The organism is Rhodococcus sp. MH15 (genome assembly GCF_019266045.1).
GTDB lineage: Bacteria > Actinomycetota > Actinomycetes > Mycobacteriales > Mycobacteriaceae > Rhodococcus_F > Rhodococcus_F qingshengii.
The window spans coordinates 578,810-595,779 of the sequence record NZ_LPNP01000080.1; the positions used below are offsets into that span (position 1 = coordinate 578,810).

15 protein-coding genes are annotated in these 16,970 nt (G+C 62.6%); 7 read left to right on the plus strand and 8 right to left on the minus strand.

Annotated features, from left to right (window positions below; translation table 11 throughout):
- Positions 1 to 148: 148 nt before the first annotated feature.
- Genes ATN37_RS25630 through ATN37_RS25655 form a run of 6 tightly spaced genes read left to right on the plus strand, consistent with a single transcriptional unit; the run spans position 149 to position 6,192 of the window.
- Entirely contained in the window at positions 149 to 1,708 is a 1,560-nt protein-coding gene (locus ATN37_RS25630) for a long-chain-fatty-acid--CoA ligase (RefSeq protein WP_003939977.1), read from the plus strand.
- A complete protein-coding gene (locus ATN37_RS25635; protein WP_058037634.1) occupies positions 1,705 to 2,751 on the plus strand; it encodes an MBL fold metallo-hydrolase in 1,047 nt (348 codons plus the stop codon). The genes ATN37_RS25630 and ATN37_RS25635 overlap by 4 nt, the downstream gene beginning before the upstream one ends.
- A gap of 37 nt (positions 2,752 to 2,788) precedes the next feature.
- Complete coding sequence (locus ATN37_RS25640) at positions 2,789 to 3,550, plus strand: crotonase/enoyl-CoA hydratase family protein (protein ID WP_030537194.1); 762 nt, start codon at positions 2,789 to 2,791, stop codon at positions 3,548 to 3,550.
- Positions 3,547 to 4,359 carry an enoyl-CoA hydratase/isomerase family protein gene (locus ATN37_RS25645; protein ID WP_003939691.1) on the plus strand — a complete coding sequence of 271 codons (813 nt, stop codon included), beginning with the start codon at positions 3,547 to 3,549 and terminating at the stop codon, positions 4,357 to 4,359. Before ATN37_RS25640 ends, ATN37_RS25645 begins: the two co-directional genes overlap by 4 nt.
- A 30-nt stretch (positions 4,360 to 4,389) precedes the next feature.
- Positions 4,390 to 5,292, plus strand: coding sequence for a LysR family transcriptional regulator (locus tag ATN37_RS25650; protein ID WP_007729501.1), 903 nt, complete (start codon positions 4,390 to 4,392; stop codon positions 5,290 to 5,292).
- Between the two features lie 3 nt (positions 5,293 to 5,295).
- Positions 5,296 to 6,192 carry a LysR family transcriptional regulator gene (locus ATN37_RS25655; RefSeq protein WP_003939949.1) on the plus strand — a complete coding sequence of 299 codons (897 nt, stop codon included), beginning with the start codon at positions 5,296 to 5,298 and terminating at the stop codon, positions 6,190 to 6,192.
- Here the strand turns inward: ATN37_RS25655 and ATN37_RS25660 are convergent.
- From ATN37_RS25660 to ATN37_RS25680, 5 genes are all read right to left on the minus strand, one after another.
- Positions 6,189 to 7,094, minus strand: a complete 906-nt coding sequence (locus ATN37_RS25660; RefSeq protein WP_256933533.1) for a nitronate monooxygenase family protein — start codon at positions 7,092 to 7,094, stop codon at positions 6,189 to 6,191. The genes ATN37_RS25655 and ATN37_RS25660 overlap by 4 nt on opposite strands.
- A 53-nt stretch (positions 7,095 to 7,147) precedes the next feature.
- On the minus strand, positions 7,148 to 8,803 hold the full coding sequence (locus ATN37_RS25665) for a class I adenylate-forming enzyme family protein (protein ID WP_172827034.1): 1,656 nt from the start codon (positions 8,801 to 8,803) through the stop codon (positions 7,148 to 7,150).
- Between the two features lie 41 nt (positions 8,804 to 8,844).
- The gene (locus ATN37_RS25670; RefSeq protein ID WP_081558452.1) at positions 8,845 to 9,609 is read right to left on the minus strand and encodes an SDR family NAD(P)-dependent oxidoreductase; all 765 of its coding nucleotides are present in this window, start codon (positions 9,607 to 9,609) and stop codon (positions 8,845 to 8,847) included.
- 54 nt (positions 9,610 to 9,663) lie between these two features.
- A complete protein-coding gene (locus tag ATN37_RS25675; RefSeq protein WP_030537190.1) occupies positions 9,664 to 10,794 on the minus strand; it encodes a thiolase family protein in 1,131 nt (376 codons plus the stop codon).
- 134 nt (positions 10,795 to 10,928) lie between these two features.
- The gene (locus ATN37_RS25680) at positions 10,929 to 12,392 is read right to left on the minus strand and encodes an MFS transporter (RefSeq protein ID WP_007729490.1); all 1,464 of its coding nucleotides are present in this window, start codon (positions 12,390 to 12,392) and stop codon (positions 10,929 to 10,931) included.
- Positions 12,393 to 12,587: 195 nt separating this feature from the next.
- Between ATN37_RS25680 and ATN37_RS25685 the strand changes: the two genes are divergently transcribed.
- Positions 12,588 to 13,745, plus strand: coding sequence for an acyl-CoA dehydrogenase family protein (locus ATN37_RS25685; RefSeq protein WP_003940617.1), 1,158 nt, complete (start codon positions 12,588 to 12,590; stop codon positions 13,743 to 13,745).
- 66 nt (positions 13,746 to 13,811) lie between these two features.
- Here ATN37_RS25685 and ATN37_RS25690 read toward each other — a convergent pair whose 3' ends face one another.
- From ATN37_RS25690 to ATN37_RS25700, 3 genes are read right to left on the minus strand one after another with little or no spacing between them, the layout of a single operon-like run.
- The gene (locus ATN37_RS25690; protein WP_218695763.1) at positions 13,812 to 15,032 is read right to left on the minus strand and encodes a CoA transferase; all 1,221 of its coding nucleotides are present in this window, start codon (positions 15,030 to 15,032) and stop codon (positions 13,812 to 13,814) included.
- Positions 15,033 to 15,063: 31 nt separating this feature from the next.
- Positions 15,064 to 16,062: a MaoC family dehydratase gene (locus tag ATN37_RS25695; RefSeq protein ID WP_073513349.1), complete on the minus strand. Its 999-nt coding sequence runs from the start codon at positions 16,060 to 16,062 to the stop codon at positions 15,064 to 15,066.
- A complete protein-coding gene (locus ATN37_RS25700; RefSeq protein ID WP_064687745.1) occupies positions 16,059 to 16,934 on the minus strand; it encodes a CoA ester lyase in 876 nt (291 codons plus the stop codon). The genes ATN37_RS25695 and ATN37_RS25700 overlap by 4 nt, the downstream gene beginning before the upstream one ends.
- Between the last annotated feature and the right edge of the window lie 36 nt (positions 16,935 to 16,970).

Below are 16,970 nucleotides of genomic sequence, written 5' to 3' on the forward strand. Positions count from 1 at the left end.
GACTTGCTGCGACCTGCGGACATAGGTCTGAGCTATGGCTCTGTGCGCCTTCTCGTCTTTGTGGCGCAGGCCATAGCGATGGTCGACTGTTCCAGTACCACCGACCGCGGTTCGTGCTCGGTGAGTACCTGAAACACAGGAGCGTGATGTGAGCGAGCTTCACCTACCCAACCGGATACGCCACTCGGCGTCGACACGGCCGTCCGATCCGGCAATCACGTGCGGCGACCGAACGTTGACTTGGGCTGAGCTGGATGGCGAGACCAGCACCTTGGCGAGTGCGCTGGCAGAAGTGACCACAACGGGTGCTCGTGTCGGTGCGCTACTGCGTATGGGGCTCGAAGGTGCGGAAACCTTCATCGCATGTGCGAAGGCAGGCGCTGTGTTCATACCGTTGAACTGGCGGCTCAACCCACTCGAACTCGTCGACATCGCCGAGGACGCGGAGCTCGACGTCTTGATCGTCGATGACGAGTTCGCCGCGGGGGCGGCGGCGATGTCCGCAGCGTTGCCGGACATCGAGGTCATAACCGTGGGAGCTGCAGGGGGCCTGCCGGATTCGCGAACCTGGGCGGAGTTCGTGGCATCAGGTACCGGTGTCGACCCCGGACACGGGCACGATCCGGACGCAGCAGTTCTGCAGCTGTACACGTCCGGGACAACCGGCCGGCCCAAGGGCGTCGTGGCCACGCACCGGAATCTGTACAACGAGCCCGAGGGGTTCGATGTCTACGAATTCGGTTCGAATGCAGTCGCACTCGATGCACTTCCCCTCTTTCACATCGCCGGTGCCGGCTGGATGAGTACATGCTTGTCGGCCGGAGTGCCTTTGGTGCTGCTCGGAGACATGGCGCCGGCTCGGGTCGCTGATGCCATCGCGACCCACCGCGTCACCCACGCATTTCTGGTGCCTGCAGTCATTCAGACGCTGGTAGATCTGCCGACTCTCGACAGTTTCGATCTGACCAGCCTGGAGGTGGTCGCCTATGGGGCGTCACCGATCACTCCGGCGCTCCTCGCCCACGCGATGACTGTCTTGAACTGCAAATTCGTTCAGCGATACGGGATGACTGAGACGACGGGTTCGGTATCCGTCCTTCGTGCTTACGACCATCATGTGAGCGGGCCGCGTTCGGAGTTGCTTCGCTCTGCGGGCAAGCCGATGATCGGCGTCGAGATCTCGATTCGAGACGTCACCACTGGTGAGGAATTGCCGCCCAATAATTCCGGTGAGATCGTCGCGCGCAGTAGAAACAACACTCGCGGATACTGGCGACGTGACCGTGAGACCGCCGAATTGTTCACCCACGACGGTTTCCTCCGAACGGGGGACGCCGGCCATCTGGACGACGAGGGGTATCTGTTCGTCACCGATCGACTCAAGGACATGATCATCACCGGCGGAGAGAACGTCTATCCGATCGAGGTGGAATCCATTCTGGCCGAGCACCCCTCGGTCGCCGAGGTCGCGGTGGTCGGGGTTCCCGACAAGCGCTGGGGTGAATCCGTGACCGCAGTGGTCAAACTGGTCGACGGTGCCGACGTGCCGAGCGTCGACGAGTTGATCGCTTTCAGCACAGCGAAGTTGGCGTCGTACAAGAAACCTCGCCAGATCCATTTCGTGGACTCCCTACCTCGCAACGCGAGCGGAAAACTGCTCAAGTCGAGCCTGCGGACCATGCTGAACGCGAGCGGAGAAGCATCATGATCGTGACCGAAGACGTCGGTGTCGCACAACGTGAGGCATGGGCGAACAAAGTCCTTCCACCGGTCGAACAGGTGCGGGACGGATTGTGGTCGATCCCTGTTCCTATGCCGGACAACCCTTTGCGCTACGTACTCGTCTACGCACTCGCGCTCGACGACGGACTTGCCCTCATCGACGTCGGTTGGGATCACGAACAGTCCTGGCAGGCTCTCGTCGACGGCATAGCATCGATCGGATACCACGTTTCCGAAGTGCGCTATGCGGCAATCACGCACCTGCATCCCGATCACTTCGGCCTGGCGCCGCGTCTTCGGCAGGTCAGCGGCGCGACACTTGCGATGCACGTGGCCGACGCGACGCTCCTCGGGTACCACGGGCCCGAACAGACCCGCGACGACATCAGTGGCTGGAACCTGCAGTTGTCCGAACTCGGCGCACCGGCCGAAGTGCTCGACGCGTCTCGGGTCGACCTGGTGCGGTTCGCTGAGCACGAAACCATCGACATTGTTCTGGGAGAAGGGGATTCACTCGACCTGCCCGGTTGGAATCTCCGCGCCCAATGGACACCGGGGCACACTCCCGGACATCTCTGTTTCGTGGAAGAGGACAGAGGCTTGTTGTTCAGCGGCGATCACATGCTGCCGAGGATCAGCCCGAACATCTCCACGATTCCCGGTGAACTCGAGAACCCACTTCATCGTTATCTTCTCTCGCTCGAGGCGACGACAACACTGGGCGAGTGCGAAGTGCTTCCGGCACATGAATATCGATTCCGTGGGATCGCCGATCGTGCACGTCAATTGATGGGGCATCACGAGGAGCGATTGGCGGAGATCGTGGCTGCGGTGCAGGATGAGCCTGAATCCACGGCCTGGGAACTCTCACGCACGATCTCCTGGTCTCGCCCGTTCGAACAGATGTCGCCGCGACTACTTCGCTTGGCAGTCCGCGAAACCCAGGCTCATCTTGTTGTTTTGGCCAAGCGGGAGATCGTGACACCGTCCGGCGGCACACCCGTGCGCTGGAGCATTCGCGCGCAGTGACCTTTCAAGAATCTCATCACGGAAGTAGGAACCGAACATGAGCGTCGTGCTCACCGACTTCGCCGACGGCGTTGCCGTCATCACCCTCAATCGTCCCGAGGCCAAGAACGCGGTCAACCTGGAACTCGCACAGGCACTCGCCGCCGCGATCGACGAGTTCGAGGAACGCCCCGATCTCACCATCGGCATTCTGACCGGATCTGGTGGAACCTTCTGCGCCGGTATGGATCTGAAGGGATTTGCGCGCGGAGAGCGGCCATCGCTACCGGGTCGTGGTTTTGCCGGTCTGACCGAGGCACCGCCGTCGAAGCCGCTGATCGCAGCCGTCGAAGGTTGGGCACTCGCCGGCGGTTGCGAACTGGCCTTGGCAGCCGACTTGATCGTGGCGTCCACGGACGCGAAATTCGGCCTGCCCGAAGTGAAGCGGGGACTTGCCGCGGCCGCCGGCGGACTCCTACGTCTGCCGAAAATTCTTCCGTATCAGTTGGCCATGGAAATCGCGATCACGGGGGATCCACTCAGTGCCACCGTGGCGCATCATCACGGCTTGGTCAATCGGCTCGCCGAACCGGGACACGCGCTGACCGTCGCACGCGAGCTTGCGGCCCGAGTAGCGGCTAACGGTCCACTGGCTGTTCGCGCGACCAAGCAGGTACTGGCAATGTCCGCCAAGTACACCGATCCGGATGCCTTTGTCGCGCAACGCGAATTCATCGATCCGGTCTTCACCTCTCGTGATGCCAAGGAGGGCGCCACGGCATTTGCCGAGAAGCGCTCTCCCGTGTGGAGTGGTTCATGAGTGCCGAGACGATCGAGCGTGCGGCCGTAAGCATCGAACGAGACGGTGCTGTCGCGACGATTGTTCTCTGTCGGCCGCACCGCCGCAACGCTCTCGATCTCGACGCCTGGATCGCTCTACGTGAAGCAGTCCTCGAACTTCAAGAGGACGCGCAGATTCGCTCGGTGATCCTGACCGGCGCGGATGGGACCTTCTGCGCGGGCTCCGATCTGGACAAGCGTGGCTCGTCGCACCCGCTCGATCGCATGCGTGTCATCAACGCAACGGCAATCGCACTGAGTGAGTTTCCCAAACCTCTGGTGGCGAAGGTCGACGGGTTTGCCGTCGGAGCCGGATGGAACATGGCGTTGCTCTGCGACTTCGTCGTGGCGGCCAAGGGTGCGAAGTTCAGCCAGATCTTTGCCAAACGGGGGTTGTCTGTCGACTTCGGTGGTTCGTGGATCCTGCCGAGACTGGTCGGCCTCCAACAAGCCAAGCGACTGGTGATGCTTGCCGAGACGATCGACGCACAGGAAGCCTACGAGCTCGGGTTGGTGACTTATCTGGTGGAACCGGCCGAGCTGGACGAACACACGTCAACACTGGCGCAGCGGCTCGCCGCCGGCCCGCCGGCCGCACTGAGTCAGTCTGCCGCCATGCTCGAACATCACACCTCCCTCTCGTTGCGGGAGGCCTTGGACAACGAGGCGAGGGCGCAAGCGGTCAATTTTGCGACGGATGCCACCGACGCGGTTCGTGCCTTCGTGGAAAAGCGGGAGCCGATCTTCACCGGAGAGTGGGCCGTACCAGGGGCAACTCGGGTGGAGTGAGCGACGGATCGCTGGTCGTATGATGGATGAGTGGATCTGCACTTCGTCACCTACTTCGTCGCTGTTGTCGACCACGGTGGGATAACGAAGGCCGCTCAGGCTCTCTACATTTCGCAGCCCTCGCTGTCACAGGCAATTCGTACGCTCGAGCGTCGACTCGGCGCCACGCTGTTCGACCGGACGGGCAGGCGGTTGGTTCTTACCGACGCGGGCCGCACGTTCGATCTCGCGGCCAGGAGAATCCTTGCCGACGTCGAGCGCGCGAAGGCGAAAGTGACCGCCGTTCGCGAACTCGAGTTCGGTCGTGTCGACGTCGTCTCGTACTCGGCGTTCTCGATCGATCCGATGGTCGAGTTGGTCCGGCGATTCCGGGCCAACTTCCCGAAGATCGTCGTGCGTGTTCTCGACACGTACGGCCCGGCCGGGGTCGACAATGCGTTGCGGCGAGGGTCGGCCGAGGTCGGCGTCACCGATCTGAGTATCGGGTACGAAGGTTTGGTCACGGCTCCGATTGCCACTCAGGAGTTGGTGCTCGCCACCCATGCGTCGTTGTCCGGCCGACTTGCAACGCCGTTGGCGGATCCGGTTCCGCGAGCGCTCTTGCACAGTTTGCCGCTTGTGGTCGATCTCGGTGATCAATCGAATCAGTTCCGGGGCTTGCTCAGCGAAGGCGCCGAGAACGTAGTCGTGGACTGTGTCCACCCTGTGACCACGTGGGAACTCGTGCGTCGAGGAATCGGCGCCACTGTAGTGCCGAGAAGGGTTGCACAACAGCAGATGACAGACGTCTGCGCCTTCTCCTTCGATCCGCCGCTGACACGCGACGTCGGTATCGTCTATCGCTCGGGCGAGCAATCCCCGGCGGCCGCTGCATTCATCGCGACGGCTGCGGAAATGGCCACCTCCGCCGTTCCGTCCACGGAAGAGGAGTGAACTGTGGAGTTCCGACAGATGGAGTACTTCCTCGCAGTGGTCGAGAACAAGGGGATCAACGGCGCCGCAGCGGCTCTCGGCGTTGCTCAGCCGACCGTGTCACAAGCGTTGCGCGGGCTCGAACGTGAACTGGGAGTGAGGCTGTTCCACCGCATCGGGCGCGGCATGGTGCTCAGTGCTGCCGGTCGCAGTCTGGTCGGCCCGAGTCGACAGGTTTTGCGAGACGTAGCTGCGGCGGCTGAACAGTTGACGGCATCCGATGGCGCCATCGTCGGTCGCCTCGACATCATGGCTTTCCCTGCACTGACCTCGGGGACGATCGTCGATCTGATTGCGGAGTTCTGTCGACGGTATCCGCAAGCACGAGTCAGATTCTCGGAACTCGAGCGTGAGGACAATCTGGAAAGTCTCATCCGGGACGGCCACTGCGAATTCGCGGTGGCTCATCTGCCGCTCGAGGCGGGCGAAGGGCTCGAAATCGTCGAATTGGGGGAGCAGGAATACCGCCTGGTCTACCCGGCTGGAACGGAACTACCCGAGGGGCCGGTACGCCTTTCGGAAATGCCGGACATTCCCATGGTATTCGTTCCTCGCGGGGCAGCGATGGGTGACGCGATCGAAGATTCGATCCGAAAGGCCGGTACCAGAACGGAACTCGCGGTGGTGACCGAGCAACGGGAGTCGCGGCTCCCGATGGTCATCGCCGGACTCGGCGGTTCGTTGGTCGAGCGCTCGGTGGCGAAATCGATGCCTGGTCAGGTGGTGGAACGGGCCTGCGAGCCGAGATTCCTGCGTGCGTACGGTCTCGCCTTCGACCCCTCGACGTTGTCGCCGGTGGGACAGGTATTCGTGAACCTTATCCACGAGTACCTGTCCGACGAACGCCGGTCACAGCACTAGAGTCGGCAGATTCGTTCTCGCGCGGCAGAGTACTCGGCGGCGAGACGCTCTACTACTGCATGCGTCGGAAGGACTGCATCGATCGCTCCGATGCCCTGTCCGGCGCCCCAGATGTCACGCCAGGCCTTGGTATCGGTGTCGTTGGTCGCGAAACTCATTGCGGATGGATCGGATTCGGCCAGGTTGTCGGGGTCCAAGCCGGCGGCAACGATGCTGCCCCGCAGGTAGTTTCCGTGTACTCCGGTGAACAGGTTGGAATAGACGATGTCGGAGGCCCCTGAACCCACGATCATCTCCTTGTACGCAGGATTCGCGTTAGCCTCTTCGGTTGCGATGAAAGCTGATCCGACGTATGCCAAATCGGCCCCGGCCGCGAGCGCAGCGAGAATCGAATCACCATGAGCGATGGCACCTGACAACAGCAGTGGACCGGCGAACCACTCACGAATCTCCCGAATCAGGGCAAACGGTGACTGCCTACCGGCATGACCACCGGCCCCGGCAGCTACCGCGATCAGTCCGTCGGCGCCCTTCTCGATCGCCTTGCGTGCAAAGCGATTGTCGATGACGTCATGGAGAACGATTCCGCCGTATGCGTGGACTGCGTCGTTGATGTCGGTGCGAGCGCCGAGGGACGTGATGACGATCGGAACCTCGAACTCGGCGATGGTCGCCAGATCCTCTTCCAGGCGGTTGTTGGACCGGTGGACGATGAGGTTGACGGCAAATGGCGCCGACGGATTCTCCGGGTGCTCACGATCATGTTCCTCACGAGCCACGGTGATCAGTTTGAGCCAATCCCGAAGTGCCGACTGCGGACGAGCATTCAGTGCCGGGAAGGACCCGATGATGCCAGAGGTGCACTGCGCGATGACGAGGTCAGGAGTCGAGATGATGAACATCGGTGAAGCGAGAACCGGGACACGCAGTTGCGACGTCAGGTCTGCGAAGGTCGTCACCTGGAACCGCCTTTCTGATCGACGGATTCGAGAAGTCTCGAGCGGAGGTCGGTCTTGAGGACCTTACCGGCAGCCGATGTCGGAAGGAGTTCTACCTCGACGACTTCGCGAATCTTCTTGTACGGCAGCACCTGCTCGGCGACGAACGCCTTGATCTGCTCGGCGTCGAACTCGGCACCCGGAATCATCACCACGAAGGCTACGGGCTCCTGGCCGTTGCTCCCCACTTCGCGGCCGACAACCGCGGCAGTCGAGATCGCCGGGTGCGAAACCAGAATCTCTTCGAGTTCCCGCGGATAGACGTTGTACCCCTTGTAGATGAGCATGTCCTTGGCCCGGTCACAGATGAAGAGGTATCCGTCCGAGTCCAGGTACGCGATGTCTCCCGTGTCCAACCAGCCGTCGACGAACTGTTCTGCGGTGGTTTCCGGGTGTCCGAGATAGCCGTCGGTGACCTGAGGCCCACGCACCCACAGTTCGCCGCGTTCGTTCTCGCCCAGAACGGTCTTCCGGTCGAGCTGATCGCGAATCTGGATTTCGGTGTCGAAGATCGGGAGGCCGACGCTGCTCTGCCGATATTCCGAGCCGTTGATCAGCGGAGCGGCCGTGACCACACAGGTGGCCTCGGTCAGCCCGTACCCTTCGACGACGAGCGCTTTGGGAAATGCCCGGCGGAGTGCGGCGAGCGTGACACTGTCGATCGGGGCGGCACCCGAAGACACGACGCACACGCTGTCGGTGTTGCGCACCGTAGCGTCGGGATGAACCGACAGTGCGTGCCACATGGCGGGAGACCCGGTGAGATAGGTGGCCTCGTGCTTTTCGATCAGCTCGAGCATCCGGCCGGGTTCGAACCGACCGGCGAACACCTGGGTGAGACCGGAAATCAACAGGAACGACGTGTTGAGCAACGAATGTGCGTGGAAGAGAGGGGAGACCACGATGGTCGCCCCGGTCCCGGGCGTCGGACCGAGCACGTCGAGGCCGTCGATGCGTCGAGGCGTGACGAGACCGTCAGGACCTGCTTCCAACTCGTGACCGGTTCTCCACCCACACATCTGCGTGATGTTGCCGACGACGTTGCGGTGAAGAACACGAACACCTTTGGAGACTCCGGTGGTTCCGCCGGTGAACGCGATGTGTGCGATGTCGTCGCTACGAACCGAGGCAGGGGTGAATTCGGTGGGTAGATCGGCGATGAAGGAGTCGAATGCGACGACCGACTCCGGTGTGTCGAGCGCGCCCTCGGTGTCCTGGACCATCACGATCGTACGCACGGAGGTTCCTGAAGCGGCCGCGAGCAGTACGTGCAGCTGCGAACTCTGAGTCACTGCAGCAACGGCGGACGTCTCTTCGATCTGCTTGCGCAGGCCGAGCTCTGGCTGCAGTGGGTTGACCAATGTGACTGTCGCCCCGGCCTGTAGGCATCCGTAGTAAGCCTGGAGGAACTCGACGCAGTTCCCGAGGTGCATCAACACCACGTCGCCGACGCCCACCCCGGCTTGCCGCAGTGCGCCGGCGAATTGCGCACTGCGCTGACCGAGTTCGCGGAAGGTGCACGTACGCTCGCCGTCCACGACGGCGAGGCGGTCACCGTAGAGCGCCGCCATGCTGGGCGCCCAGTACGCCATGGTGGTATCCGGGTAGTGCATGTTGTGCCGCAGTTGTGGATTGGCGATCACGCTGGTGCCCGTCACCGGGGAGCCATTCGGATAGCGCCGTCGAGTCTGATGGTCTCGCCGTTGAGGTAGCCGTTCTCGAGCATCGAGACGGCGAGCTGGCCGAACTCGTCCGGACGACCCAGTCGTGAGGGATTGGGAACAGAGGCTTCGAGGGCCGTGCGCACGTCTTCGCGTAGGCGCGCCAGCAGGGGAGTGTCCATGATGCCGGGAGCAATGGTGTTTACGCGGATTCCGCGGCTGGCGAGATCGCGGGCAGCGGTGACCGTCATACCGACGATGCCGGCTTTGGACGCTGTGTAGTTGATCTGACCGATCTGACCTTCGAATGCTGCGACCGACGCCGTCATGATGATGGCACCTCGCTCACCGTCCACTGCGCCGAGTTCCGCCATCCGCTCGGCGCCGAGACGGAGTGCGTTGAACGAACCGACAAGATTCAGCTTGACGACGAACTCGAAATCTTCGACCGATCCGGCTTTTCCGTCCTTGTCGAGAATGCGCATACGACGCCCGGCGCCCGCGCAGTGGACGACGCCGCGGAGGCCGCCGCGCTCGTGCGCCGCGTCGAGTGCTTCGGCGAATTGTTCGCTGTCGGTGACGTCGGCCGGGGCGAATTGTGCGGCAGCACCGAGATCGGCCGCCACCTGCTTACCGTCGGACGAAGGCAGATCGATCAACGTGACCTGCGCTCCGGCGTCGAGCAACCGTCGAGCGGTTGCCAGGCCGAGGCCTGAAGCGCCGCCGGTGATCGCGGTGGAAAGTCCCTCGAGTTTCATGAATCAATTCTTCTTTCCTGCTGGATGACGTGTCGGCCCGAAAGCGTTGTCGGGTCAGATCAATTCGAGAATGGTCGCATTGGCCATGCCGCCGGCCTCGCACATCGACTGGAGACCGTATCGAATTCCGTTGTCGCGCATGTGATGTGCCAGGCGAGTCATCAAGATCGCACCTGATCCGCCGAGTGGGTGGCCGACCGCGATAGCGCCGCCGAGCGGATTCACACGATCGATGGCTGCGCCGGTTTCAGCCTGCCAGGCAAGCGGGACGGGGGCGAATGCCTCGTTGATCTCGAAGGCGCCGATGTCGTCGATGGACAATCCGGAGCGGTCCAATGCCTTTGCGGTGGCGGCAATCGGACCGGTGAGCATGATGACCGGGTCGTCGGCTGCGACCACTGCGGTGTGAATACGAACGAGCGGCTTCCACCCGCGTGCCCGGGCGTACTCGCTGGTCGTGACGAGTGTGGCGCCCGCCCCGTCGGAGATCTGAGAAGAGTTGCCGGCGTGGATGGCACCGTCGGTGTCGAAGGCCGGGGGCAACTTCGCGAGCGACTCCACACTTCCGCCTCGCCGAATGCCTTCGTCCTGGGACAAGCCCGCGATCGGAGTGATCTGCCCGGTGAATGCCCCTTCATCGGTGGCACGGGCCGCGAGTTCGTGTGAGCGGAGGGAGTATTCGTCCAGAGCTGTTCGTGTGAGTGCCCATTTGCGGGCCATCATCTCGGCGCCGGTCCCCTGGCTGAAACCGTCCACCCCGTAGCGTTCGAGTACCGAAGCCGGAAAATGCTCACCGTTCTTGCTGGCGGTACCCATCGGTACTCGTGACATCGATTCGACGCCTCCGGCTACGACCACGTCGTTCTGACCGGAGATGACGGTGGCCGCAGCAAAGGAAACTGCCTGCTGGCTCGATCCGCAGGCCCGGGTCAGCGTGACGCCGGGAACGCTGTCGGGCCAGCCGGCAGCGAGTGCCGCTGTGCGGGCGATGCTTCCGGCCTGCTCGCCGACCTGACTGACGCAACCCCAGATCACGTCGTCGACCGTCGCCGCGTCGAGTCCGGTCCGTTCAGCGAGCGCACGCAGTACATGGGCGGACAACTCGGCCGGATGGATCTCCGAGAGGGCGCGGCCGCGACGGCCGATCGGTGTACGTACTGCGTCGACGATGACGGCATCTCGCATGTATCTCTCCTGCTGTTCGTGCCCGGTTCTGCGACTGTGCGGTCGGGGCGTGTCTCGAGTCGATCACGAGCGGGTCGACCCGGCAATGTCTTTCGGTGAATGGCTTTGTTAGCGAATGGCTATACGTGGAGTACTCAGCCTCGGATGAGCTTGCGATCGCGCTCGGGATTGGCGAAGACGAGGACCAGAACCGCGGCGATCACTCCGATGACGCCGATTGCCTGGAAGGACTGGGCGTAACCGTCGGCCGGGGTTGCAGCGTTGTCCACGATGACTCCCGTTGCGTAAGGAGCAATCAGGCCACCGATCGACATGATGGCGAGGAAGAATCCCATCGTTCCGGCAGTCTGCTGCGGCGGGCACAGCTCCGAGATCGCAGCGTTGATGAGCGGGAAGGTGATTGCCGAGAACCCGTAGCCGATCGAGACCATGGCGACAGCGACGATGGGAGTGGAGATCTGTGGCAGGAACAGGAGAATCGATCCGCAGATCAGAACGCCGACACAGGGAACGATGACGCGAACCGTACGAGAGGTGAAGCCGCGGCCGATCAACTTGTCCGTGACGGAACCGGAGGTGATCATGAGGACGAGACCGACGATCGAGGGCAGCGCGAACATCGAACCGGCCTGCATAGCACTGTATCCGAGGCCGACCTCGAAGTACGACGGCAACCAGGTGAGAACGACGGTGGTCAGCGCGTAGATGGTCGCGATGAGGAAGCAGCAGCTGACGAAGGTGCGGGAGAGCAGGATCTTGCGCCACGGAACGTTGGGCTCGGTGACCGCCTTCGTGGCTGTCCCGGCTGCCTCGGGTGCTTCTGTATCTGCAGTCTTGGTCGCCTTGACGGCCTTGCTCGTGTACGGGCCCTCGGACCAACCGGCCAGCCAGCAACCCATCCACACGAGACCGAGAACGGAGAGCGAGAGAACCGCTGCGCGCCAGCCGTAATGAACGGCGATGAAGGTCAGTACCGGCGCGAGGGCGATCTTTGCGACAGAGGCGGATCCGGCGAGCATTGCGCCGGGAAGGCCGCGCTTGGCCGGCGGGTGCCACGAGTACGCCGCGGTGTGCATCAGCGCCGAACTGGGGCCTTCGGCAAATCCGAGGAGCATGCGCGAGACGATCAACATCGCGAGGCTGGCGCCGAGAACGAGGGGGAGCATGACCACGGACCAGATTGCGGCCAGGATCAACAGCGCCCAACGCAGGGTCAGGTACTTGTTGAGCGGTCCGGCGAGGAATCCACCGATGCAGAACATCAGGAAGAAGAGCGAGCCGACCATGCCGATTTGCGAAGACTTCAGTCCGAGCTCACGAGCGAGGGGCTGAGCGATGATTCCGAGGACTGCCTTGTCCGCGTAGTTGACGATGTAGAGGAAAACGACGAGCCCGGTCATCGTCCACGCACGCTTGCGGGTACCGAAGACGGGAACTGCTGACGAATCTGGCGTTGCTGTTGCTTCGGGCTGGACGTCGTTACGCTGTGGCGCGATGGGGGTCACGTGGCGTCCCTTCGAGACTGGTGGGCGGATGCGATCGTGCTCGAAGCGCGGCCTCGAAGCGATCGATGGTGGTGTGTTTGCCGGCTGACTCATTCAACGTGTTCTGGATCACTTTGAGCAATGTCGCGTCGATGATCGGAACGATAGCGGTTGCCTATGTATCGCAGGTCAGGCCATATTGGTACGCCCTATCGGACGCATAGCCGATGAGTGTTGGATCGAATGCGGAACATTGAGGCAAGGTGAGATCAGGATCACCCTGTCCCCTTGACCGACTGGAGTTCATACATGCAGCGCACCGTGTTCAACGAGGATCACGAGGCATTCCGGGCAACCGTTCGCGATTTCATCGCGAAGGAAGTAACCCCGGTCCACGAGAAGTGGGAAGAGGACGGTCACCCGCCCCGTGACTTCTACCGACGACTCGGAGAGCTGGGCGTACTCGGAATTCAGGTGCCGGAGGAATACGGCGGAGGCGGCGAGAAGTCGCTCAAGTTCAACGTCGTCGTCGCCGAGGAAGTTGCTGCCGCCGGGGCGTCGTTCGGCTCGCAGTCGGTGCATACGAACCTGATCCTGCCCTACCTGCTCGAGTACGCGAACGAAGAACAGAAGAGCCGCTGGTTGCCGGGCTTCGCTTCCGGAGATCTGATGTTCGCGATTGCGATGACCGAACCGGGAACAGGATCGGATCTGGCGAACATCGCGACCACGGCCAAGCTGTCGGAGGACGGTACGCACTACGTGGTCAATGGTTCCAAGACGTTCATCACCGGTGGAGTACTTGCCGACCGCGTCCTGGTGGTGTGCCGTACCGCGCCCAGCACAGCGGAGAACCGGCGCACGGGGTTGTCGATTCTGGTGATCGATACGTCGTCGCCCGGATACTCGGTGGGGCGCAAGATCAACAAGATCGGGCTCAAGACCTCCGACACTGCGGAGCTTTCGTTTGTCGACGTCAAGGTGCCCGTCGAGGACCGACTCGGAGAAGAGGGCGACGGCTTCAGCTATCTGACCCACAACCTGGCTCAGGAGCGGTTGACCATCGCGTTCGGAGCGGCCGCCACTGCCAGTGCAGCGCTTCGCTTTGCCATCGACTACGTCAAGGACCGCAAGGTGTTCGGCAAGCCGGTCGCGGCCTTCCAGAACACCAAATTCGTTCTGGCCGAATGCGCTACCGAGGTTGATGCCATCCAGCTGGTGTCCGACAACGCACTCGAATGTCATGACCGCGGCACTCTGACGATTCCCGACGCAGCGAAGGCGAAACTGTTCTGCACCGAGGCGGCAGGTCGAGTGATCGACAAGTGCCTCCAATTGCACGGCGGGTACGGCTACATCACCGAGTATCCCATCGCGCGTCTTTACGCAGACACGCGTGTCACACGAATCTACGGTGGCACAAGTGAAGTCATGAAGACCATCATCGCGAAGGATCTTGGTCTCTGACGCACTCTCGACATGTTCTCGGCCTCGGAACAAATGTTCCGAGGCCGAAAACATCTTCCGGGTAGGTCAGTTCGCCGGAACCCCGACGACGCCGTCCGCGATCAGCGTCGAGGCGTGATCGGCGTTGGTTCCGAGGATGTCGGCGAGCACCGCGATCGAATCGCCGCCGACCTCGGAGGCGGGTCCGGTACCCAGGTGTGCGCCGTCGAACGAGGCAGGATTGGCGGCAGCCAGGTAGCTTCCGATTCGAGGTTGATCGAGTGCGGAGAACATCGGGTTGTTCTCCAGTTCGCCAGATTTCACCACTTCCTCGAAACTGCGGTACCTCTCGAACAGAACCGACGATGTGTCCAGCGCTGCAGCGATCTCGGCGCCGTTGTGTTCCCGGAACCAATGTGAGAACAGAGCAGTGAGTACCTCTCGATGACGGTAGCGATCCGCTTCGGTGGAGAAGTCGGCTCTGAGTGCAGCTTCGACAGCGTCGACAGCCGCCGTGGTGCCGGTGACCGACGCGAGGTCGCGGAAATGGCGGGTAGTGAGTGCAACGATCATGAACCGGTCGTTGTCGCTGGAGACGAAATCGATTCCGTACGTGCCGTAGACGGCGTTTCCGCCGGACTCGCGACTGCGACCGTTCACTTGTACCTCGGTGAGGTAACCGAGGGTTCCCGCGGTGGCCAATGCGACGTCTTCGAGTGGGAGCGTGATCCGAGATCCATGTCCGGTCGAGTCACGTTGGCGCACTGCGGCAGTGATCGACAGGGCGGCGTAGAGCCCGCATGCGACGTCCCAGGCGGGCAGTGCGTGGTTGACAACTCCGGCGTAGTCGGCGGGGCCGGTGATCTGTGGAAATCCCAAGGCGGCGTTGACCGTGTAGTCGACTCCGGGGCTGCCGTCGCGGCGTCCGAGGATCTCGAGGGTGATGACGTCGCTACGCAACTGGGCCAGGGAGTCGTGGCTCATCCACTTACGGCCGCCGGCGTTGGTGACCAGGATTCCGCCGCCAGGTCCCGGCGCCGTGACCAGTTGGCGTATCAGTTCTTGGCCGCGTTCGGCGCGCATGTCCACTGACAGTGACCGTTTGCCTTTGTTGAGTCCGGTCCAGTAGATGCTCTCGCCCTTGTCTGTGACGGGCCAGCGATTGTAATCGGAGGCACCTCCGATCGGGTCGATCCGGATCACCTCGGCGCCGAGTTGGGAGAGCGTCAGTCCGCACAGCGGCGCGGCGACAAAGCTCGAGACCTCGGCGATGCGAAGCCCGGACAGCGGGCCTGGGCTATGAGTCATGTGTGGTCCTCCGTGATAGAAGAGTGTGTGCTCATGCCATCAACACGGTGAAACGCCAGTCGAGAACCGGAGTTTGTGTTGCAGAAGCATTGTGGGAGAACACGAGCGAACGCAGTTGCACTGCAGTTCCGTGTTCGAGGGGCGACGAGTTTTCGACGTGCAGTTCGCTCGTGAGGGTATCGCCCTCGTGAACGGGTCCGGTGTGATTGCACGAGTGCCACCCGAGAACCGTCACCACGTTGGGCAGAGCGCGAGTCGCCTGGGCGAGTGCGATCCCGATGGTGTGGCCGCCGTAGACGAGGCGACCGTGGGCGCCGACGCGATCGTCGTGGTGCGTCGCTGCGATGTTCAAGCTCAGCCGGGCAAGTTCGGGTGCGCTGGAGACGACGTCGCCGCTGCTGTGGAAGACGGAGCCCACCAAATCGGAATCGAAGTGCCTGCCGGGTACCCGCTCTCGATACGTGTCGAGGTCCCAACCGTCAGGTGATACGTACGGAGCCGGTTCGGACGGACCGATCGCCCCGAGGTCGTCGGCGTGGCGAGTTCTCGCCTCGATCGGGTCGGGGCTCAGGGGGAGCATGGCGCAGCGGTAGAAGTCGAGGACCGTGTTGCCGTTCTGATCAGCAGACGTCATCCGTAGCGCGGCAAGTCCGGTGGCGCCGCGTCCCGGCTTGGCCGAGTTCTCGCGTAGACCGACAACCTCGGTGCGCGTGTACAGGGTGTCGCCGAGTACCGGGAAACGGTGGAATCGCAGTCCACGGTAGAAGAGGTTCGCCTTGACGTGGTGTGTGACCACGGTTGACTGGCCGATGGCGATGTCGGTGACCAGTCCTGGATTTGCCACTGGTGCACCGGAACCCGTGACGCTCGACGACAAGTGTGCGTCGAGAGGCAGGCGCATGCGGTCACCGAGGATCGCCTGATGGGAGGCGGCGAGTCCACTGGTCAACGTCACCGCGGGGGCTTCGTCGAAGATCTGACCATGGGTGAGCTCGTCGAAGTACGGGCCTCCCACGTAGTGCTCGCTCATACGGTGACTCCTTCGGCTCGGGCAACCGTACGACGCGCTGCCACGGCCACAGCTTCGTCGAGCATCTGGCCGTCGAGTTGGGCGGCACCCGAACCCAGGGTTTCGGCTTCTTCGAGTGCGGTCAGTACCCGTCGGGCGTCATTGACGGCGTCGTCCGAAGGAGTGAATGCGGTAGTGGCCGAGTCGATCTGTGCCGGGTGGATGACCCATTTGCCGTCGAACCCGAGGGCGCTGGTCCAGTGCGCGGCATGGCGGAAAGCGTCGTCGTCGGTGATGCCGAGAAAGGGCCCGTCGATGGCTGCGACGCCGGCTGCGCGGCAGGCGATCAGAATTCTGTCCTGGACGGCAAGCCAGTGTTCAGGCAGTGCCGAGCGTGAACGGCCAAGCGCTGCACCGAGATCGGCGTATCCGATGATTGCGGCTTGGAGACGAGGAGTCGCGCGGGCGATGGAGTCGGCATTCTGGACGCCGAGCGGAGTTTCGATCAGGGCTTGCAGGGTGGTGTGGTGCCCACCGGCAGTGAAGAGGATGTGCTCGGCCTCGAGTAGTTCGTCGGCGGACTCGACCTTCGGGACGATCACGCTCGTCAGCGATTCTCCGAGGGCGCCGCAGGCGATCAGGTCGTCGCGGGCCCATGGTGTGGTCAGGCCGTTGATTCGGACCGAGATGGTGCGCGCCCTACCGAACTCGTGCACCAAGGTGCTCACGAGGGTTCGCGCCAGGTCCTTGTTCGTCGAAGTGACGGCATCTTCGAGGTCGAGAATCACCTCGTCTGCGTTCGAAGAGAGTGCTTTGCGTGCCTTGCGCTCGTCTGAACCCGGCGCGACCAGGGACGCGCGACGTCTGGTGGCGCGGTAGTGGTTCTCGTCCATAGTGTGTCGATTACCTCGATCTGGAAATCAAATGTA